We start from the raw sequence: 19,805 nt of genomic DNA, 5'->3' as shown, positions 1-19,805 counted from the left end.
GCCGGGGTGCGCCGACTCCGCCTCGGCCCGCGCGGGCTGGCCGCCCTCGCGTGCGGCGCGCTGCTGCTCGCCCTCGGCGCGTGGGCGTCCTACCCCGGTCTGGTCGGGCTGGGCGTCGCCCTGCTCCTGGCCGTGGCGGTCGGCGTCGTCGGCGTCGTCGTCCCGATCCCCGTGGAGCTGCGCCGCTCCGTGCGTCCCGTCCGCGTGCCGCGGCTGTCGGACTGCGTGGCCACGCTGAGCGTGCGCAACACCTCCGGCTGGCTGCCGGTCGCGGCCTCGGGGTACGACCTCGTCGCGGGGCGGAGGCTGCGGTTCGACCTGCCGCGGCTGGCGCCGGGGGCCAGCGAGCGCACGGAGCTGCCGATCCCGACGCACCGGCGCGGGGAGATCGAGTTCGGGCCGCTGACGCTGCACCGCTCGGCCCTGGCCGACCTCGCCGAGGTGAGCCAGGTCTACGGCGAGCGCACCACCGTCGTCGTCGAGCCGCGGATCCTCGACGCGGCCGGGCTGCCGGCCGGCACCCGTCGCGGCCACGCGGGCGCTGACGAGCGGATCGCGCACGGCGGCACCGACCTGGTCGCGCTGCGCGAGTACCTGCCGGGCGACGACCTGCGCCGGCTCCACTGGGCGACCAGCGCGCGCCGCGGCGCCCTCATGGTGCGCGAGGACGCCGACCCGTCCGCTCCGCACCTCACCGTCCTGCTGGACGACCGAGCCGGGTCGTACGCCGGCGAGGGGTTCGAGGAGGCGGTCGACGTGGCCGCGTCGCTGCTCGCGGCGGCCGCCGCCGAGGCGAGCCCGAGCCGCGTGGTCACCCGCAGCGGGGGGCTCGACGTCGCCACGACCGCGCCGCCGGCCGGCACCCCGACCGGGATCGACCCGGAGCTGCTGGGCCGGCTCGCGCTGCTCGGGACGGTCGAGGGCGACGGCACCGGCCCGCGGCCGTTCGCCGGGTCGCCGGACATCCTCGTGATCGTGACGGGAGCCGGGGCGGGTCTCGCCGAGCTGCTCGCCGAGGCCGGGGCGGCCCCCGTCGGCGTCATCGCGGTCGTCGACGACGACCCGGACCGCCTGGTCGGCGCGACGCAGGGGGTCACGGTGCTGCGGGGGCCGCGCGCCGAGGAGATCGTGCACGCGTGGCGCGCGGCGGTGGCCAGGTGAGCGGGCGGGCGGCGAGGACGTCGCAGGCCGCGGCCGCGAGCGGGACGGCGGCGACGAGCGGGACGGCGGCGAGGACGTCGCAGGCCGCAGCCGCGAGCGGGACGGCGGCGGCGCGCGGGACCGCCCGACGCGTCGTCATCCCGCTGTGGTCGCTGGCCGTCCTGCTGACCTCGCTGTCGCCGCTGGCCGCCGGCTACGCGTCGCCGATGTCGTTCGCGGTCCTCGCGGCCTGCGTCGTGCTCCCGTTCGGGATCGTGGCGCTCGGGACGGCCTGCCGGGTGCCGCGGTGGGCCGTCGCGACCGTCACGATCATGCTCGGCGCGCTCGTCGCGCTGGTGTTCGCCGCGCGGGTCGACGGCGACGCGGCGATGCTGCCAGCCTGGCGCGCCAGTCCAGCGTTCGAGGCGCTCGGCCCGCTCATCGATGCCGTTCCCCGCCTGCTGACCGCCCCGCGCCCCGCGCCGCCCGACCCGAGCCTCCTCGTCCCGGCCGGCCTGCTCGTCTGGATCGTCGCGACGGCGGTCGCCGCGGCCGCGACGGTGGCCCGGCGCGCCGGCGTCGCCCCGCTGCTCGGGGTGGTCACGCTGCACGTGGCCGGCGCCCTGCTCACGGCGGGGCGCGGCGACGCCATGGGGGTGTCGGCGCTCGCGACCGCCGTCGTCCTGCTGCTCGGCTGGGTCGTCCTGCCGGACCGGGCCGGCGCGCCGCGCGAGGACCGGGGCTCGTCTTCCTCCTCGTCGGCTGCGCCGGCGACGGCCGCTGCGTCGGTCCCGACCGCTGCGACCCGGGCGCGGCCCCGCCCCGGGGTCCTGCTGCCGGGCATCGTCGCCCTGGTCGTCGCGACGTTCGCGCTCACGGCCAGCGTCGTCCCCGGGACGGACCCGTTCGAGCCCCGCACGCTGGTCGCGCCGCCGCGGCTGCCGGCCGGCGCCGCCAACCCCGTGCCCGAGATGGCCGTGTGGAGCCAGCGCGGCGACGACGTCGTGTTCACCGTCACCGCCGTCGAGGGTGTGCTCCCGGAGCGGCTCGCGCTCGCCACGCTGCCCGACTTCGACGGCGCCGCGTGGCGCGTGGACGCGGAGCTGCGCGCCATGGGCGTCGTCGCCGAGCCGGACACGCCGCCGGCCGTCGCGACGCGCACGGCGACGTACGAGCTGACGCCCGGCGACCTGGCCGGTCCGTGGGTGCCCTCGGCCGGGCGGGCGACCGAGGCGACGGGCGCGAGCGTCCTCGTGGACCTCGACACCGGGACCCTCGTCGCGCCCGGCGGGTGGACCGAGCAGCTCATCGTCACGACGACGCTCGACGCCCCCGCCGCCGCGGCGATCGGGCGGGCGAGCGTGCCGGAGGCGGCCGGGTTCGAGCGCTACCTCGAGCTCCCGCGTGCGCCGGGCTGGTTCGGCGACGCGTCGGCCATCGCGACGACCGACGTGTCCAGCCGGTGGGAGCAGGTCCTCCGCATCGCGGACGCGGTTCGCTACGACACGGTCCGCCTCGACGCGAGCGGGCAGGAGCGGACGCTCGACGACGGTGCCCGGTCGGGGTCGTCCTACGCCCGGCTGACCCAGTTCCTCACGGCGGCGCCCGAGGACGGCGGCCAGGTCGGGACCAGCGAGCAGTTCGCGACGTCGTTCGCCGTCCTGGCACGCACGCTCGGCATCCCGTCGCGCGTCGTGGCCGGGTTCGAGGTGCCGGGGGCCGGCGAGGCGACGACGGTCCAGGTGACCGGTGCCGATGCGCGCGTCTGGGCGGAGGTCTACCTCTCCCGCGTCGGCTGGGTGGCGGTCGACCCGGGACCGGAGTCGTCCGTCAGCACCGAGCTGCCGCCGCCCGAGGCCGAGGACGGGACGGGCGACGACCCCGGCCCGCAGCCGGAGGAGGAGCAGACGGAGCCGACCACCACGGCGCAGGACGACCTCCTTCCGCCGGGCGGTGGCGGCGCCGTCGTGTGGGGCCTCGCCGGTGGTGCCGCGGCGCTCGCGGCGGCGGGAGTCGTCGGGCTCGGGCTGGCTCGCGTCGGGCGACGGTCGCGGTGGCGCGGGGCGGGCGCCCGCGGGGCGTGGGCCCGGGTGGAGGACTCGATGAGGCTGGCCGGGCTGCCGGTCCCGGCGGGGGCGACGGCACCCGAGCTGGTCGCCGCGCTGCCGGTCGAGGCCGCCGAGGCCGGGCGCGCGGTCGCCGACGCGGCCGAGGCGAGCGCGTTCGGGCCGGCCGGGGGTGGGGTGGACTCCGACGGATCGGCGCTCGACGCGTGGGGGCGCGCCGGGGACGTGGAGCGGGAGCTCAGGGCCGGCGCGAGCCCGGCCCGCCGGCTGCTCTGGAACCTCTCACCGCGGGTCTGGCGTCGCTGACCACCGGCCCGTCGGGTGCGCGTGGTCGCGCCCGGGTGGCCCCGCTGCCGCGCGGGACGTCGTCCTGGGCTACGGGGTGCGGCAGACCTCGCCGGAGACACCGCGGTCGGTCATGTCGGCATTCAGGCCGACGACCGCGAAGCACGCCCGGCCGTCGGGGTCGAGCCCCTCGATCGTCACCTTCGTCAGCACGGGCGACAGGATGTCCGAGACGGCCTTCGGGCTGCTGCCCTCGTCGAGCTGGAGGACGAGGTAGTAGTCCGCGTCCTGCTGCGGGGCCGTCCAGCTCAGCTCGACGGAGGTCCCGTTGTCCACGAGGACCGGGTCGATCGGGGCGAGCGCGGGGTTGCTCACCTCGACGTCGATCGGGGCGTTCGTCTCGATCGGGCCCGTGGCGGACGGAATGACGCTGGGCTGGGTGCTGGCGTCGTCCTCGGGCGGAGCCGACAGGCGCTCGACGACCAGCGCACCGGCTCCGATGGCGATCCCGACCAGCAGGGCCCCGCCGAGGAAGGCGAGGGCGCGCCGTGCGGGTGAGGCGGAGCGTCGCTCGGCCGGGGCCGCGTCGTCCGCCGCCGTGACGTCGTCGCCCGGGGGAGCGGGGGACAGGAGCCCGGTGTGGCTGGCCTCCTCGACGACGGGGAGCTGGCGCTGTCGTGCCACGTGGGCCAGGACCGATGGCGCCACCTCGGGTGCGACCCTGGCGTCGGCGTCGGCGTCGGCGTCGGCGTCGGCGTCGGCGTTTGCGGGCGCGGGGGAAGGGGCTCGGACGGCCGGCGGTGCGGACGACGTCGCCGGAGAGCCGGGCGTCTCGGTGATCGCCGATGCGGCGGCTGGAGCCCAGCCGGTCTCCGTCGTCGACGGTGGCTCGACCTCGACCGTCGGAGTCCGGTGGCCCGCGCGGGCCGCGTCTCCGTCGTCCGCAGCGTCGAGCCCGCCCGCCCGCGCGGTGGTCCCGTCCGGCTGCCACGAGCGATCCTCGGTGCGGATGCCGCGCAGGGTGCGCAGCACCTCGGTCGCGGACGCCGGGCGAGCGTCGCGATCGGCCCGCAGGCAGGCGGCGATGAGGTCGGCGAGCTCCCTCGGCACGTCGTCGCGGTCGAGCGTGCGGCGCTCGCCCAGCCGGACGCGCCGCAGGTAGGACAGGGCCGTGTCGTCGTCCGGGTCGGGCGAGGCGAACGGCGAGCGCCCGTCGAGGAGCGTGAACAGCGTCGAGCCGAGCGACCACAGGTCGTCCGCCTCGGTCGGCGCGAGCCCGTCGAGCACCTGGGGGCTGGCGTGGCGATAGCTGAACCGCTCGAGCGTCGCGGTGTGACCGGCGTCGGCCATCCGCGCGATGCCGAAGTCGGACAGCACGTAGGAGGTGGGCAGGACCAGGACGTTCTGGGGCTTGACGTCGCGGTGCAGCACGCCGTTCGCGTGCGCGAAGGCGAGCGCGTCGGCCACCGCGGTGCCGGCCGTGACCACGTCGGAGACCGGGAGCGGTCCCGTGGCCCGCAGCCGGTCGTGCAGGGAGCCGAGGTCGTGGAACTCCATGACGAGGCAGGGCTGCCCCGTCGTCGTCGTGGTGGTGTCGATGACGGTGACGATGTGCGGGTGCTGGCGGCCGAGCCGGACGGTGATCCGCAGCTCGCGCTCGAACCGCGCGGCGTCGGCCTCGCCCTGCGTCTGCACGACCTTGATGGCGACGGCGCGGTCCACGCTGAGCTGACGCGCGCGGAACACGATCGAGTCACCGCCGCGGGCGACCTCCACGAGGTCGGCGTAGCCGGGGACCTGGACCTGCGGGGCGCCCGAGGTCGCTGACTCCTCGGGCCGCACCACCTGCGCCAGCGGGCTCGGTGCGGCTGGCGCCCAGTCGTCATCCGCCACCGATGACCTCCCTCGGTTCTCGTTCCTGACGAGGATAGGCCCACCCCGCGTGGCGCCCGAGGGGCCGCGCGGTGCCTCGTCCCGACGCGGAGACGACGAATGGCTCGGACCCCACGTGTGGGTCCGAGCCATTCCGATGTCGAGCGACACCGTCTGCGTCGGGGTGACAGGATTTGAACCTGCGACCTCTTCGTCCCGAACGAAGCGCGCTACCAAGCTGCGCCACACCCCGATGTCGGACGATCGGCCCGCACGAGGGGGGCCGCAGACAAGGATAGCCTCCGATCGCCGAAGTTCCGAATCGAGGCGTCCGGCCGGGTCGCGAGGGCCGTGCCTCGGCCGTCCATGACCCGCGCGAGCCTTGCTCTTGACGGGGATGACGAGGTCGTGGCGGAGGTCACCGCCGCTCTCACCCCGCCGTCACCGAGGCGTCATGGTCCCGACACATTGCGGGCGCACGCTGGAGGGGTCGGTCCATCGGGACCGACCCGCACCTAGTGCGCCACCCGACACAAGGAGGGGACATGACCGACGTCGTCCACTCGATCGCGATGGTCGCCCACGACAACAAGAAGGTCGACCTGCTGCGCTGGGCCGAGTTCAACCGCGGCACGCTCGCCCGGCACCGGCTCTACGCCACCGGCACGACCGGCACCATGCTCGAGTACGAGCTCGGCCTGCCCGTGACCCGGCTGCTGTCCGGCCCGGTCGGCGGGGACCAGCAGATCGGCGCGCTGATCGCCGAGGGTCTCGTCGACATGCTCGTGTTCTTCTGGGACCCGCTCGAGCCCCAGCCGCACGACCCCGACGTCAAGGCGCTCCTGCGCCTGGCCGCCGTCTGGAACGTGCCCGTCGCCTGCAACGTCGCCACCGCCGACATGCTCATCTCCTCGCCCCTGCTTGCGCAGGAGTGGGGCACCCGCCCCGAGATCGGGGACCGGGCCTGGGACGGCGGTGCTCCCGTCTCGCGCTGAGCGACCGGGGAACGACGACGGCGGGCGGTCACCCTCGAGGTGGCCGCCCGCCGTCGTCCGCGTCGTGGGAGGGGTCGACGTCGACGTCAGCCGTCGGCGGCGACCAGCTCGAGCAGCGTCGCCTCGGGACGACAGGCGAAGCGCACGGGCGCGAACGGAGAGGTCCCGAGGCCCGCGCTCACGTGCAGCCAGATCGAGTCCTCGCCGCCCGGTGCGTCCGGCCGGGGCCCGGGCCAGCCGTGCAGCCCCTTGGCGCGCGACCGGTCGAGGTCGCAGTTCGTGACGAGCGCCCCGTAGAACGGCAGGGCGAGCTGGCCGCCGTGGGTGTGACCGGCCAGGACGAGCGAGGCGCCGTCGTCGCGCATCCGCTCCAGCACGCGCAGGTAGGGGGCGTGGGCGACCCCGACCCGGAGGGCCCCGCGGGGCAGCGGCGCACGCGCGGGGAACTCGTCGCGGTCGAGGTGGGGGTCGTCGACGCCCACGAGGTCGAGGTGCACCCCGTCGGTGACGATGGCGTCGCGCCGGTTCGTCAGGTCCTTCCAGCCGGCCTCGCGCATGAGACGCGCGAGCTCGTCGGCCGGGAGGCGCTCCGTCGTCCGGCCCGTCGCTCCGTCGATCGCGCGGGCGAGGGCGGTGCCGTCCGCCGTCCGCGGATCGCGACGCAGGTAGCGCGACCACGCCTTGGCCTTCGGTGCGAAGTAGTCGTTCGAGCCCATGACGAAGGCGCCCGGCCGCGCGAGCAGCGGCTCCAGGGCGTCGACGAGCGGGGCGAGCGCGTCGCGGTGCGCCATGTTGTCGCCGGTGTCGACGACCACGTCGGGCTCGAGCGTGGCCAGGTCGCGGACGAAGGCGATCTTGTCGGCCTGCGTCGGGACGAGGTGGAGGTCGGAGACGTGCAGGACGCGCGTCGGCGCGGAGCCCGCGGGCAGGACCGGGACGCGGGCGTGCCGGACCGTGAACGCGTGTGCCTCCACCAGCGCCCAGCCGACGCCGAGCGCGCCGACGGCTGCGACGCCGAGCGCGCCGAGGCCGACCAGCCGCCCCGCGCGCCCCCCGGAACCCGACGAACCGTGGCGGCTCAGCGGTCGCCTCCGGGGACGCCGGGCAGGACGGTCTGCCCGTTTCCGAGGCCTCCCTGACCGGTGCCCTGGTTGCCGCCCTGGTCGCCCTCGGCGGGCGGCGGCGTCTCGACCGGCGCGGGGCCGGAGCTCGGGTAGATGACGATCGCCTGGCTCTTGAAGACCATGGCGCCGCCGCCGGGCGACTGGGCGCCGATCCGGCCCTCGGCGATGTTGGAGCTCCGCGCCTCGCCGATCTGGACGGACCAGCCCTCGGCCTCGAGGATCGCCTTCGCGTCGGTGGCCGACTTGCCGATCACGGACGGGACCTGGGCCTTCTCGCCGTGGATCTGGCGCTCCTGGGCCTCGGCGAAGCCGATGACCTCCTGCCCCTCCATGGCCTTGCTCATGTAGTCGCCCCACATCGGCGCAGGCACCTTGCCGCCGTAGAGCTGGCTGTAGTACCGGCCGTTGAGCGTCGTGTACATCATCGGGATGTCACCCTCGCTGTGGCCGACCCACACGGCCGTGGAGAGCTGCGGGGTGTAGCCGACGAACCACGCGTGGACGTCGCTGTTCGCGGTTCCGGTCTTGCCGGCGACCGGTCGGCCGATCCGAGCATCCTTGCCGGTCCCGTTCTGGACGACGTTCTCCAGCGCATAGGTCACACCCGCGGCGATGGCCGGGTCGAGCGCCTGGCTGCACGTGGGAGCCGGCACCTCGATGGCGTTGCCGTCGCGGTCGGTGATCGCCGTGACCGAGCGCGGCTCGCAGTACACCCCGTTGGCGGCGTAGGTCGCGAAGGCGGCGGCCATGGTGAGCGGCGCGATCGTGTTGGAGCCGAGCACCATTGACGGCGTCGCCAGGATGTCGGCGCCCTTCTGCGCCTCGAAGAGCGCGCGGGAGGGGCTGTTCTCGGTCAGGTACTTCGGGTCGATCGTGCCGGTGCCGACGTGCACGCCCATCCGCGACGTGGTGTCGCGCAGCGCGCACAGGTCCATCTTCGTGCCCATGTACGCGAACGCGGTGTTCACGGACTGCTCGGTCACCTTGAGGACGGGGGCGTTGCCGCTCACGCCCGTCTCGAGGTTCTTCGGTGGCCATTCGTCAGGGATCGACTCGGGCGAGCAGGAGATCGTCCAGTCCTTCCGCGTGAAGACCTGGCCGGGATTGGCGTTGACCGTGTCGGCGAGCGATCCGCCGTCGATCAGCCACTGCGTCACGACGAACGCCTTGAACGTCGAGCCCGTCTGGAACCCGTCGCCGCCGCCGTAGGCCCGGTCGACGTTGAAGTTGACCTTGGTGGCGCGGGGGAACTCGTCGGACTTGTCGCCGTAGCTCGTGTTCTGGACCATCGCCTCGATGTCCCCGGTGCCGGGCACGACGCTGCTGATCGCCGAGGAGATGCCGGCCTCGCCCTTCTTCGAGCGGTACGTCGGGTCGTTCTCCGGCGTCCAGGAGGCCAGCGTGTCGTAGGCCTGCTGCTGGCGCGTCGGGTTGATCGTCGTCGTGATCGTGAGGCCGCCGCGGCGCAGGACCTCGCGCGACTCGTCGGCGGTGTCGGCGAGGTAGCCGTCGTAGATCAGCACCTTGGTGACGTACTCGCAGAAGTAGGCGCTGATGCCGGCGGACGCGCAGCCGACCGGCGTCGGGGTGAGGTGGAGCATCTCGGCCACGGGCTGGGCGACGGCCTCGTCGTACTCCGCCTGTGTGATGTAGCCCTGGTCGAACATCTGCCACAGCACGGTGTCGCGGCGGTTCGTCGCCGTCTCGAACGTCGCCCCGTTGTCGAAGCCGTCCTTGGCGAGCGACGGGTCGTACATGCCGGGGCTCTTCGTGATGCCGGCGATCAGCGCGGCCTCGCCCGCCGTCATCTCGGCGGCGCCGTGCCCGAAGAAGTACTGCGACGCGGCCTCTACGCCGTAGATGTTCCGGCCGCCGAACTGCGCGATGTTGAGGTAGCCCTCGAGGATCTGGTCCTTGGTGTAGACCTTCTCGAGCGAGATCGCGAGCTTCATCTCGCGCAGCTTCCGGTTGATGCCCTCGGCGCCGTCCGCCTCCTTGGCCGCCTCGATCGCCTCCTCGTCGCCCGAGGAGACACCGGCCTCGATGAGCACGTTCTTGACGTACTGCTGCGTCAGCGTGGACGCGCCCTGCTGCGCCGCGCCCTGAAGGTTGCGCAGGGCCGCGCGCATGAGGCCCTCGGGGTCGATGCCCTTGTGCTCCCAGAACCGCTTGTCCTCCGTCGCGATGACCGCGTTCGCCATGATCGGCGCGATCTGGTCGAGCGGGACGACGACGCGGTTCTCGGCGTAGAACGTCGCCAGTGGCGAGCCGTCCGACGCGAGGATGCGGGACGCCTCCGACGGCGGCTGGATCTCCAGCTCGGTCGGAAGGTCGTCGAAGACCTGCTGTGCCGCGGCCGACGTCGTTCCGATCGCGGCGACGGCGGGCATGAGCAGCCCGGCCGAGAGCACGCCGCCGAGCACGGCGAGCAGCAGGAACGCCATGAGGAGCGCGATCGCCTGGAAGACGTTGACGCGGTGGCGAGGGGCACGAGACGTCATGACCTCCAGGGTAGACGGCACCCCTGACAGCGGTGTGTGCCGGTGGCAGCGGCAATGTGGTGATCCTGTGTGAACGCGCCGGCCCGGGTGCGGCTGCGGCAACGGACGTTGGTCCCAGGAAACCGCGCCCGTCCCGGGAGAGGCTGGCCGCAGGAGGTGCCGCATGTCAGTGACGACAGGGGCCGAGCACGGCCCCACCGCCGGGGAGAGCTGGACGGGTCTGGCCGCGTGCGCCGGCGCTCGGTCGGGTCGGGGGAGCGACCCCGACGCGATGTTCGTCCAGGGAGCCGCGCAGCGCGAGGCCAGGCTCGTGTGCTTCGCGTGCGAGGTCCGGATGGAGTGCCTCGTCGAGGCGTTCGAGACCGGCATGGAGTTCGGCGTCTGGGGCGGGCTCACCGAGCGGGAGCGGCGCGCGATGGTGCGCCAGGCCGCCGGATCGACGGTGCCGTGGCGCCAGCGGCTCCTCTACGACTCCGAGCTGCGCACCCGGTTCGAGCAGGAGCGGCTGCGCGCCGCCGACGGGACGGCCCGGTTCCCGGAGAAGCGCCTCGGTGCCGCGCGCCGGGTCCTGCCCTAGCCTGAGGACATGACCACCTGGGAGTACGCCACCGTCCCGCTCATCATCCACGCGACCAAGCAGATCCTCGACCAGTGGGGGGCTGACGGCTGGGAGCTCGTCCAGGTCGTGCCCGGCCCGAACAACGGCCTCGTCGCCTACCTCAAGCGCCCCACCGGGGAGAAGTGATGACCACGCCCTCCGCGCGCCTCGCCGCGCTCGGCCTCGAGCTGCCGCCCGTCGCGGCGCCGGTGGCCGCCTACGTCCCCGCCGTGCGTCACGGCGACCTCGTCCACACCTCCGGCCAGCTCCCCTTCATCGGGACCGCGATGGCGGTCACCGGGAAGGTCGGCCCCGGCGGGGTGAGCCTCGACGACGCCGCGATGCTTGCGCGGACGGCAGCCCTCAACGCGCTCGCGGCCGTCGCCGACGCCGCCGGAGGCCTCGACAACGTCGAGCGCATCCTCAAGGTGACCGTGTTCGTGGCGTCCGAGCCGAGCTTCGTTGGCCAGCCCGCCGTCGCCAACGGGGCGAGCACGCTCCTCGGGGAGATCTTCGACGGTGGGCACGTGCGCTCCGCCGTCGGCGTCGCCGCGCTGCCGCTCGACGCGGCCGTCGAGATCGAGGTCGTCGCCGTCGTGCGGTGATCCGTCGGGTCGCCCGGACGTGCGTTCGGGCGACCCAGTGGCGGGCACGCGCCCGGCGGCCACGCCGAGCACGTCCGCGCCGACGACGGTCGACAGAAGCGCGGCGTCCCCGCGGGTCAGCGGGTCAGCGGGCGCGCTTCTCCAGGCGCTGCAGGTCGAGCAGGATGACGGCGCGGCCGTCGAGCTGGATCCAGCCGCGGCTGGAGAACTCGGCGAGCGACTTGTTGACCGTCTCGCGGGAGGCGCCGACGAGCTGGGCCAGCTCCTCCTGCGTGAGGTCGTGCGGCACGCGGATGCCCTGCGCGACGGGACGACCGAACCGCGCCGCGAGGTCGAGCAGCGCCTTGGCCACGCGGCCGGGAACGTCCGAGAAGACGAGGTCGGCGAGCGCGGCGTTCGTGCGCCGCAGCCGCTGGGCGAGCGAGCGCAGGAGCTGGCGCGCGAGGCTCGGGTGCTCGGCGAGGAGCTCGAGGAACCGCGAGCGGTCGAGCTCGAGCATCGCGGACGGCGCGAGCACCGTCGCCGTCGCCGTGCGCGGGCCCGGGTCGTAGACCGAGAGCTCGCCGACGATCTCACCGGCACCGAGCACCGCGATGAGGCTCTCGCGGCCGTCGGGTGCGGTGTGCCCGAGCTTCACCTTGCCGGAGACGATGACCCAGAAGCGATCGCCCTCCTCACCCTCGCGGAAGAGGATCTCGCCGCGGCGGACGTTCGTGGGCGTCATCGCGCCACGGATCGCCGCGTAGCTCTCCTCGTCGAGGTCGTTGAAGAACGCGGTGCTGCGTACGACGTCGTCCGTCACGTTCACTCCTGGCGGCTGCACGGTCGGTCGACCGGTCGGGCTGGCTTGGGGGTCAGTCTGCCACCCACGCCGTAGCGTGGCACCATGCACCGCCCAGAACCCGAGATTCGGTGCGCGCCGCCCGAGGTCGTCAACGAGCTCCTGGCCCTCGCCCACCCGGACGCGCGGTGCGAGCTGAACCACCGCGACGCCTACGAGCTGCTCGTCGCGACCGTGCTGTCCGCCCAGACGACCGACGTCCGCGTCAACGAGGTGACCCCGGAGCTGTTCGCCCGCTACCCGGATGCCGCGACGCTCGCGACGGCCGACCTCGGCGAGCTGGAGGACGTCCTGCGCCCGCTCGGCTTCTTCCGACGCAAGGCGGCCGCGCTCGTCTCGCTGGCGGGCTCCCTCGTCGCGGACCACGGCGGACGGGTGCCAGCCGACCTGGACGCGCTGGTCGCCCTCGCCGGGGTCGGGCGCAAGACGGCCAACGTCGTGCTCGGCAACGCGTTCGGCATCCCGGGCATCACCGTCGACACCCACGTCGGGCGCCTGTCCCGGCGGCTGGGCTGGACGCGGAGCACGGACCCGGTGGTGGTCGAGTCCGAGCTGGCCGAGCTGTTCCCGCCGCAGGAGTGGGTCATGCTCTCCCACCGGCTCATCTTCCACGGGCGCCGGGTGTGCCACGCGCGCAAGCCGCTGTGCTCGGAGTGCTGCCTCGCGGGCGTGTGCCCGCGGATCGGGGTCGGCCTCTCGGCCTAGGACCGCTCGGCCCCGGGTCTCTCGGGCGTGCCGCTTCGCGACCCGTCAGTCCTCGTCGGTCGGGAGCGAGGCGAGGAACGCGAGGATCGCCTCCGTCACGGCCTCGGACGCCTCCTCGGGGAGCCAGTGGCCGGCCCCCGGGATCACGCTGGCGGTCAAGCTCTCGGCGACGTAGTCGGCGTCACCGTCGCGGGTGCTCGGCGGCAGGCAGCGGTCGGCCTCCCCGTGCAGCGAGAGCACGGGGACGGGAACCGGGTCGCCGAGCGCCGAGACGACCGCCTGGCCGGAGGGGCGGCGGGTCGAGCGGACCTGCCAGCGCGCCTGCTCGAGCACGTGGTGGGCCGCGGCGGGCTGTCGCATCGCGTTCACGTAGAGGTCGAGGGCCCTCGGGTCCGGCGTCCAGCCGGGGGCGGCCCAGCCGCGCACGAGCTGACGCACCCACTCCCGGCGCAGCCGGCGCTCGGGGGCGGACGGGAGCTGGGCGTAGGCGAGCGAGCGCAGCGTGTGCCACGGGACGGTCCCCGGCCGGCGCAGCGCGCGCGGGTGCGGCGCGGACACGACGCCGATCGCCCGCGTCACCGTCGGCGCGAACGCCGGCATCGCCCAGGCGACCTGGCCCCCGTAGCCGTGGCCGATGACGACGGCGTTCGAGGCGCCGAGCGAGCGGATGACGCCCGAGACGTCAGCGACGAGCGAGCGCGTGTCGTGCCCGCGCGGCGGCTTGTCCGAGCTGCCGAAGCCGCGCAGGTCCATGGCGGCCACGCGCCGGCCCGCCGCGGCGAGCGCCGGGATCTGCTCCCGCCACGCGTACCAGGTCTGCGGGAAGGAGTGGAGGAGCAGGACGAGGTCGGCGTCGTCGTCGCCGGCGGTCGCCACGTGGAACCGGGACCCGTTCGCCGAGACGAACTGGTGCTCCCACGGGCCTGCGACGAGCAGGCTTGCCGGATCGACCTTCACGCCCGCCAGGCTACCGGGCGAGCCCCAGCTCCCGGGCGACGTAGACGAGGGTCTGCGGGAAGGCGCCGCGCGCGCCCGTCCACGTGTGACCGCCGGAGAAGGCGTGCAGCAGCACCGGTCGGCCCGTGGCGCGGAGCTCGTGGGCGACGTCGGTGATCGCCCGTACCTCGTCCTGGCTCTCGTCGAGCAGGGCGATCGCGACGGGCTGGTGCGCCGGCGCGACCGTCGCGGCGTACCGGGCGATGTCGTGCTGCTGGGCCTGCGCCGCGGTCGCGAGCATCGTCGTCGCGGCCTCGCCGGGGTCGAGGTACGGCGCGATCGCGACGATCCCCGCGTACAGGTCCGGGTGGCGCAGCCCCTGGTCGAGCGCGCAGTAGGCGCCGGCCGAGAAGCCGGCGATCACGCGCGTCCCGGTGGTGGCGTAGTGCGCGTCGACGTAGGGCACCACGACCTGGTCGAGGTAGGACTCGACCTGCGAGCCGCCCGTGGTCGAGTCGAGGCACTCCGTGTCGTCGGCGCCGGGGCCCGTGCCGTTGAGGTCGAACGCGACCGCGACGACCGGGTCGATGACGTGCTCGTCGATGAGGACGTCCAGCACGTGTGCGACGTCGCCGGCCGAGAACCAGTCCGCCGACGTCCCGGGGCTGCCGTGGGCGAGCACGAGCACGGGGTAGCGGGAGCGCTGCCCGTCCGACGCGGTCGCGTCGTAGCCGGGGGGTGTGTAGATCCACGTGGTCGAGGCGGGCATCGCCATCGCCGCGGGCGCGGGCACGTCGACGCCGGCCACCGTGCCCGCACCGTCCCCGTCGACCGCCGCGAGGTGCTGACCGGCGTCGAGCGTGAGGTTGGCCGCCGACCAGTCCCGCAGCGCGCCGAGCGACGGGAAGTAGCCGACGACGGCGTTGACCGCGAGCGCCAGCGTGAGCGCGCCGCCCGCGACCGCCGTCGTCGCCGCTGGCCACCGGCGGTGGTGTCGTCGGCCCGGGCCGGGGGAGCCGTGGGAACGGCGTCGGCGGCCGAGCGCCAGCAGGAGCAGCACCAGGGCGAGCACGAGGGCCGCCGCGACCGCGACGGTCCACCAGCTCGTGAGCCAGCCCTCGTCCGCGCCGAGGGCGAGACGCGCCGTCGGCGGAAGGGTCGGCAGGTCGGAGACCGGTGACACGCCGTCAGGATAGGCCCGGGGGGCCGGGTGTTCCTGGGCGTTCGATGCGCGTCGTCTGGACGCCGGCTGGACGTCGCCCGCCGTCACCCGGCCACTCGGCGGACACCAGGGGGCCGGTCGTCCCGCCGCCTCGCGTCACCGCGAACCTAGACTCGCGCTGTGAGCACACCGCCCTCTCGCTCCTCGGTGCTGCTGCCCCCGGCCACCACCGCCGTGACCGACCAGCGCCGCCGTCGGCTGCGGGTGCGCCTGACGGCCTCCCGGGTCGCGGTCGTCCTCGCCGTCGTCACCGTCGTCTCGGCGATGCAGCGACACCTGTGGGGCCACCTCGGGTTCATGCACGAGCTGCTCCCGTGGCTCGTCGTCGGCTCGACGCGGCTCTCCTTCCTGCTCGTCGGCATCGTGCTGCTGGGTGCCGCGCGCGGGCTGCGCAACGGGCACGTGCTGGCGCTGTGGCTCGCGGTGGTGGTCCTGGTCCTCTCGGCGGTGCTGCACGTCTCACCGCACGCGTCGGCCCTCGTGGGGCTGGTCCCGCTGGCCGGAGCCGCCTGGCTCGTGCACGAGCGCCGCGCCTTCACCGTCCACGCGTCGCGCGCGACGATCCGGCGGGCGCTGGTGGTCACGGCGATCGCGGCTGTGACGCTGGTCGCTGTCGCCGCGGTGGTGGCGCTCCTCGCGCGGGACGTCGGGCACACCCGGGTCGACGAGCGGGTCGTCGCCGTCGTCCGGGCGGTCGAGGCGGTCCTCGTCGTCGGCTTCCTCGGCGCGCTCGGCTGGACGCTGCTCGCGCCGCGCCACCCGGCGCGCCTCGGCCGCGCCGACCACGTGCGCGAGCGGGAGCGCGCCCGTGGCGTCGTCGCGGCGTACGGCGGGGGGACGCTGGACTACTTCGCGCTCCGGGACGACAAGGACTTCTTCTTCGCGGGCTCGTCCGTCGTGAGCTACTCGGTCCGCGGCGGCGTGTGCCTCGTCTCGCCGGACCCGATCGGGCCCGAGGACGAGCGCGCCGAGGTGTGGGCGGAGTTCGTGGGGTACACCCAGCAGTTCGGGTGGTCGCTCGCCGTGGTCGCGGCGTCGCAGGAGTGGCGGCCGCTGTACGAGGCGTCCGGGCTGCGCTCGGTCTACCTCGGTGACGAGGCGGTCGTCGACTGCTCGCGGTTCACGCTCTCCGGTGGTGCGAGGCGCTCGCTGCGGCACGCGGTCTCCCGCGTCTCGCGCGCCGGCTACACCACGACGTTCCACGACCCCGCGCACCTCGAGCCCGAGCTGCGGGACGCCGTGCTCGCGATCAGCGAGGAGTCGCGTCGCGGCGAGAGCGAGCGCGGGTTCTCCATGACGCTGTCCCGGCTGCTCGACCCGGCGGACACGGGTCTGTGGATGTCGATCACGCGCAACGCCGAGGGTCGCGTCGACGCGTTCGTGCAGTGGGTGCCGGCCCGGAGCTGGAACGGCTGGTCGCTCGACGTGATGCGCCGCCGCCTCGACGTCGAGGGTCTGCCCAACGGCCTCGTCGACTTCACCATCGCGGAGACGATCGCGGCGGTCGGTGACGGCAAGGCGCCCGGTGTCGAGCCGGGCGAGGGCGTGCGCGGGCTCGGTCTCAACTTCGCCGTCATGCGGGAGGTGCTCGAGGGGGAGTCCGAGAGCCGGCTCGACGCCCTGGTGCGGCCGCTGCTGCAGCGGCTGTCGAAGGGGACGCAGATGGAGACCCTCGCGACGTTCAACGAGAAGTACGGACCCATCTGGGTGTCCCGGTGGGTCATGCTCGACGCGCCCGAGTTCGTCGCCTCCCAGCTCCTCGCGGTGGCCGACGCGGAGGGCGTCACCGAGATCCCCGTGATCGGGCGGTTCTTCGACCACGCCGGTCAGTACGCGCGGTCCGGGGACTGAGGCCGCCGTGGTCCTCGGGCTGCTGCTCGCGCTGCTCGCCTGCGGGCTCTACGGCGTCGCCACCCTGCTGCAGGCCGTCGGCAGCCGCCGGGCGGAGGGGATGGGAGCGCTGGTGCAGCCGCTGGTCGTGGCCGGGCTCGTCCTCGACGGCGTCGCCTTCCTCGTCTCGCTCGTCGCCTACGCGCGCGCCCCCCTCTTCCTGGTCCAGACGATCATCGCGGCGGCCGTCGTCGTCTCGGTGCTGGGAGCCCCGCGGGTGCTCCCGGGGGTCCGGCTGCGGCGCGCCGACGTGGTCGGGGCGGGCGTCGTGCTCGTCGGGCTCACCGTGCTGGCCTGCGCGGCGGGACCTGAGGACCCGCGCCGGCCCGCCGCCTCGTTCGTCACGACCCTCGTCGTGCTGGCCGCCGTGCTCGCGGTCGCGACGGCGCTGTGCTACCGACGCGCGCCGGCCTGGGTGGTCGCCGCCCTCGCCGGTCTCGGCTTCTCGCTCGTGGCGATCGGGACGCGGGCGGCCGAGACCGACGGCACGCTCCTGGGGGCCCTCACCCACCCCGTCGCGCTCGTGGTGGTGCTCGGCGGCGCCGTCGGGGTGGTGGGCAACATCCGGGCGCTCGAGCGCGGCAGCGTCGCCGTCGCGGCGGCGACCGTGTCCGTCGTCGAGGTGGTGGTGCCGTCGGTCGTGGGGCTGGCCGTGCTGGGCGACGACGTCCGGGCCGGCTGGGCGGTGCCGCTCGTGCTCGCCGTCGTCGTCGCGCTCGGCGGCTGCGCGATGCTCGCTGCGAGCCCGGCGGGGCGCGCGACGGCGTAGGGCGCGGGAGACTCGGGCGCGGGGCGCCCGACACGCGACACTCGGCGCGGCGCGGGGCGCCCGACACGCGACACCCGGCGCGGCGCGGGATGCCGCGGGCGTGGGACGCCCGGGACACCGCGCGGCCGGCCGAGGAGCGCCGGCGGGGGATGGGTCCCGCCGGGAACGCCTCGGCCGCACCCGGCGGCGCGAGCCGTCAGCCCTTGGCCAGCCCCTGCTGGATGAGGTCCATGACCCCGCCGTCGGCCAGCGTCGTGACGTCGCCGACCGCGCGGTTCTCCGCGACATCGCGGAGCAGGCGTCGCATGATCTTGCCCGAGCGCGTCTTGGGCAGCTCCGTCACCACGAGGATCGACCGGGGCTTCGCGATCGGTCCGATGACCTGCCCGACGTGCCCGCGCAGCGTCTGGACGATCGCCTCGCCCCCGTCCTCGCCCGTCGGCAGGTCGGTGATCTCGTCGCCGCCGCGAAGGATGACGAAGGCGACGACCGCCTGGCCCGTCGTCTCGTCGCTCGCCCCGACGACCGCCGCCTCCGCCACCCACGGGTGCGCGACGAGCGCCGACTCGATCTCCGTCGTCGAGAGCCGATGACCCGAGACGTTCATGACGTCGTCGACGCGGCCGAGCAGCCAGATGTCGCCGTCGTCGTCGTACTTGGCGCCGTCGCCCGCGAAGTAGCGGCCGGGGAAGCGCGACCAGTAGGTCTCGGCGTAGCGTCGCTCGTCGCCCCAGATGCCGCGCAGCATCGCCGGCCACGGCTCGGTGATCGCGAGGTACCCGCCCTGGCCGTCGCCGACCGGCTCGCCGGCGTCGTCGAGGATCCTGGCCGAGATGCCGGGCAGCGGAACCTGGGCCGAGCCCGGCTTCGTCGCCGTGACGCCGGGCAGCGGGCTGATCATGATGGCGCCGGTCTCCGTCTGCCACCACGTGTCGACGACGGGGCAGCGATCGCCCCCGATGACGCGCCGGTACCACATCCACGCCTCGGGGTTGATGGGCTCGCCGACGGAGCCGAGGACGCGCAGGCTCGACAGGTCGAAGCCGCCGGGGATCTCCTCGCCCCACTTCATGCACGTGCGGATGGCGGTCGGCGCCGTGTAGAAGATCGTGACGCCGTACTTCTGGATGATCTCCCACCAGCGACCCTTGTGCGGGGAGTCGGGCGTGCCCTCGTAGACCACCTGCGTCGCGCCGTTGACGAGCGGACCGTAGGCGACGTAGCTGTGGCCGGTGACCCAGCCGATGTCGGCCGTGCACCAGTAGACGTCGGTCTCCGGCTTGAGGTCGAAGACGGCCGAGTGCGTGTAGGCGCACTGGGTGAGGTAGCCGCCCGTGGTGTGGAAGATGCCCTTCGGCTTCCCCGTCGTGCCCGAGGTGTAGAGGATGAAGAGCGGGTGCTCCGCCTCGACCCACACGGGCTCGTGCTCGGCCGGTGCGTGCGGGACGACGTCGTCCCACCAGACGTCGCGCCCCTCGGTCCAGGCGACGTCACCGCCCGTGCGCCGGACGACGAGGACGTGCTCGACGTCCGTCCCGCCCTTGGCGAGCGCGTCGTCGACGGCCGGCTTGAGCGGGCTGGCCGCGCCCCGGCGGAAGCCCCCGTCGGCCGTGATGACGAGGCGCGCCTGCGCGTCGAGGATCCGCGAGTGCAGTGCGTCGGCCGAGAACCCGCCGAACACGACCGAGTGCGGGGCGCCGATCCGGGCGCACGCCAGCATCGCGACGATGGCCTCGGGGATCATCGGCAGGTAGATCGCCACTCGGTCGCCCGTCTGGATGCCGAGCCCGGCGATGGCGTTCGCGGCGCGCGCCACCTCCGCGGCCAGCTCGGCGTAGGTGATCCGCCGCTCCGAGCCGTCCTCGCCCTCCCAGAGGATCGCGACGCGGTCGCCGTTGCCGGCCTCGACGTGGCGGTCGACCGCGTTGTAGGCGGCGTTGAGACGCCCGTCCGTGAACCAGTCGTAGCGAGGGGCGCGGGAGTCGTCGAGCACGGTCGTGAACGGCGTCTGCCAGGTCAGCAGGCCGCGGGCCCGGTCGGCCCAGAAGCCGAGGCGGTCGGCGACCGCCTCGTCGTACTCGTCCGCCGTGACGTTCGCCTGGGCGGCGAACTCGGGCGACGGCGGGAATGCCCTCGTCTCGGTGAGGAGGTTCTCGAGGGCGGGAGAGGCGTCGTTCATCTCAGCTCCGGCAGCAGCGGCGGTTCGTGACGCAGGTCACTCTACGCACACCCTCCGACACCGACCCGCCGGGAGAT

The 19,805-nt window shown here is 74.5% G+C and carries 16 protein-coding genes and 1 tRNA gene; 9 read left to right on the top strand and 8 right to left on the bottom strand.

Going from position 1 to position 19,805, the window contains the following annotated elements:
* Nucleotides 1–6 precede the first annotated feature (6 nt).
* The gene (locus EDD28_RS03900) at nucleotides 7–1,161 is read left to right on the top strand and encodes a DUF58 domain-containing protein (RefSeq protein ID WP_170169344.1); all 1,155 of its coding nucleotides are present in this window, start codon (nucleotides 7–9) and stop codon (nucleotides 1,159–1,161) included.
* Nucleotides 1,137–3,512 (top strand): transglutaminase-like domain-containing protein, encoded by a 2,376-nt coding sequence (locus EDD28_RS03895; RefSeq protein ID WP_123738421.1) that lies wholly within the window; start codon nucleotides 1,137–1,139, stop codon nucleotides 3,510–3,512. Before EDD28_RS03900 ends, EDD28_RS03895 begins: the two co-directional genes overlap by 25 nt.
* Before the next feature lie 69 nt (nucleotides 3,513–3,581).
* Here the strand turns inward: EDD28_RS03895 and EDD28_RS18040 are convergent, their stop codons facing one another.
* The gene (locus tag EDD28_RS18040) at nucleotides 3,582–5,384 is read right to left on the bottom strand and encodes a serine/threonine-protein kinase (RefSeq protein WP_170169343.1); all 1,803 of its coding nucleotides are present in this window, start codon (nucleotides 5,382–5,384) and stop codon (nucleotides 3,582–3,584) included.
* Between the two features lie 158 nt (nucleotides 5,385–5,542).
* Nucleotides 5,543–5,616 (bottom strand) — tRNA-Pro (locus EDD28_RS03885).
* A 292-nt stretch (nucleotides 5,617–5,908) separates the two neighbouring features.
* On the opposite strand from EDD28_RS03885, the gene EDD28_RS03880 reads away from it, so the two are divergent.
* Nucleotides 5,909–6,358, top strand: coding sequence for a methylglyoxal synthase (locus tag EDD28_RS03880; protein WP_123738419.1), 450 nt, complete (start codon nucleotides 5,909–5,911; stop codon nucleotides 6,356–6,358).
* 86 nt (nucleotides 6,359–6,444) lie between these two features.
* Here the strand turns inward: EDD28_RS03880 and EDD28_RS03875 are convergent, their stop codons facing one another.
* A complete protein-coding gene (locus EDD28_RS03875) occupies nucleotides 6,445–7,332 on the bottom strand; it encodes a metallophosphoesterase (protein ID WP_425469963.1) in 888 nt (295 codons plus the stop codon).
* Nucleotides 7,333–7,436: 104 nt separating this feature from the next.
* Nucleotides 7,437–9,983, bottom strand: coding sequence for a transglycosylase domain-containing protein (locus tag EDD28_RS03870; protein WP_170169342.1), 2,547 nt, complete (start codon nucleotides 9,981–9,983; stop codon nucleotides 7,437–7,439).
* A gap of 163 nt (nucleotides 9,984–10,146) precedes the next feature.
* Here EDD28_RS03870 and EDD28_RS03865 point away from each other — a divergent pair, with 163 nt between their 5' ends.
* The 3 genes from EDD28_RS03865 to EDD28_RS03855 are packed head-to-tail and all read left to right on the top strand — an operon-like array spanning nucleotide 10,147 to nucleotide 11,186.
* Nucleotides 10,147–10,560: a WhiB family transcriptional regulator gene (locus EDD28_RS03865; RefSeq protein WP_123738417.1), complete on the top strand. Its 414-nt coding sequence runs from the start codon at nucleotides 10,147–10,149 to the stop codon at nucleotides 10,558–10,560.
* A gap of 9 nt (nucleotides 10,561–10,569) precedes the next feature.
* Nucleotides 10,570–10,728, top strand: coding sequence for a Sp36 family protein (sp36, locus tag EDD28_RS03860; protein WP_123738416.1), 159 nt, complete (start codon nucleotides 10,570–10,572; stop codon nucleotides 10,726–10,728).
* Entirely contained in the window at nucleotides 10,728–11,186 is a 459-nt protein-coding gene (locus EDD28_RS03855; RefSeq protein WP_123738415.1) for a RidA family protein, read from the top strand. Before sp36 ends, EDD28_RS03855 begins: the two co-directional genes overlap by 1 nt.
* Before the next feature lie 124 nt (nucleotides 11,187–11,310).
* On the opposite strand, the gene EDD28_RS03850 is transcribed toward EDD28_RS03855, so the two are convergent.
* Nucleotides 11,311–11,988 (bottom strand): Crp/Fnr family transcriptional regulator, encoded by a 678-nt coding sequence (locus tag EDD28_RS03850; protein ID WP_245967903.1) that lies wholly within the window; start codon nucleotides 11,986–11,988, stop codon nucleotides 11,311–11,313.
* An 84-nt stretch (nucleotides 11,989–12,072) separates the two neighbouring features.
* Between EDD28_RS03850 and nth the strand changes: the two genes are divergently transcribed.
* Nucleotides 12,073–12,732 (top strand): endonuclease III, encoded by a 660-nt coding sequence (gene nth, locus EDD28_RS03845; RefSeq protein WP_123738414.1) that lies wholly within the window; start codon nucleotides 12,073–12,075, stop codon nucleotides 12,730–12,732.
* A 45-nt stretch (nucleotides 12,733–12,777) separates the two neighbouring features.
* On the opposite strand, the gene EDD28_RS03840 is transcribed toward nth, so the two are convergent.
* Complete coding sequence (locus EDD28_RS03840; protein ID WP_123738413.1) at nucleotides 12,778–13,689, bottom strand: alpha/beta fold hydrolase; 912 nt, start codon at nucleotides 13,687–13,689, stop codon at nucleotides 12,778–12,780.
* 10 nt (nucleotides 13,690–13,699) lie between these two features.
* A complete protein-coding gene (locus tag EDD28_RS03835) occupies nucleotides 13,700–14,851 on the bottom strand; it encodes an alpha/beta hydrolase (RefSeq protein WP_123738412.1) in 1,152 nt (383 codons plus the stop codon).
* 159 nt (nucleotides 14,852–15,010) lie between these two features.
* On the opposite strand from EDD28_RS03835, the gene EDD28_RS03830 reads away from it, so the two are divergent.
* Both EDD28_RS03830 and EDD28_RS03825 read left to right on the top strand, forming a co-directional pair.
* On the top strand, nucleotides 15,011–16,741 hold the full coding sequence (locus tag EDD28_RS03830) for a bifunctional lysylphosphatidylglycerol flippase/synthetase MprF (protein ID WP_148059537.1): 1,731 nt from the start codon (nucleotides 15,011–15,013) through the stop codon (nucleotides 16,739–16,741).
* 7 nt (nucleotides 16,742–16,748) lie between these two features.
* A complete protein-coding gene (locus tag EDD28_RS03825; protein WP_123738410.1) occupies nucleotides 16,749–17,549 on the top strand; it encodes a hypothetical protein in 801 nt (266 codons plus the stop codon).
* A gap of 196 nt (nucleotides 17,550–17,745) precedes the next feature.
* On the opposite strand, the gene acs is transcribed toward EDD28_RS03825, so the two are convergent.
* Entirely contained in the window at nucleotides 17,746–19,728 is a 1,983-nt protein-coding gene (gene acs / locus EDD28_RS03820; protein WP_123738409.1) for an acetate--CoA ligase, read from the bottom strand.
* Nucleotides 19,729–19,805 lie beyond the last annotated feature (77 nt).

The sequence above is a fragment of the Salana multivorans genome, assembly GCF_003751805.1.
Taxonomy (GTDB): domain Bacteria; phylum Actinomycetota; class Actinomycetes; order Actinomycetales; family Beutenbergiaceae; genus Salana; species Salana multivorans.
The sequence above is the reverse complement of the archived record's forward strand: the minus strand, read 5'-3'. Positions and strand labels throughout refer to the sequence as shown.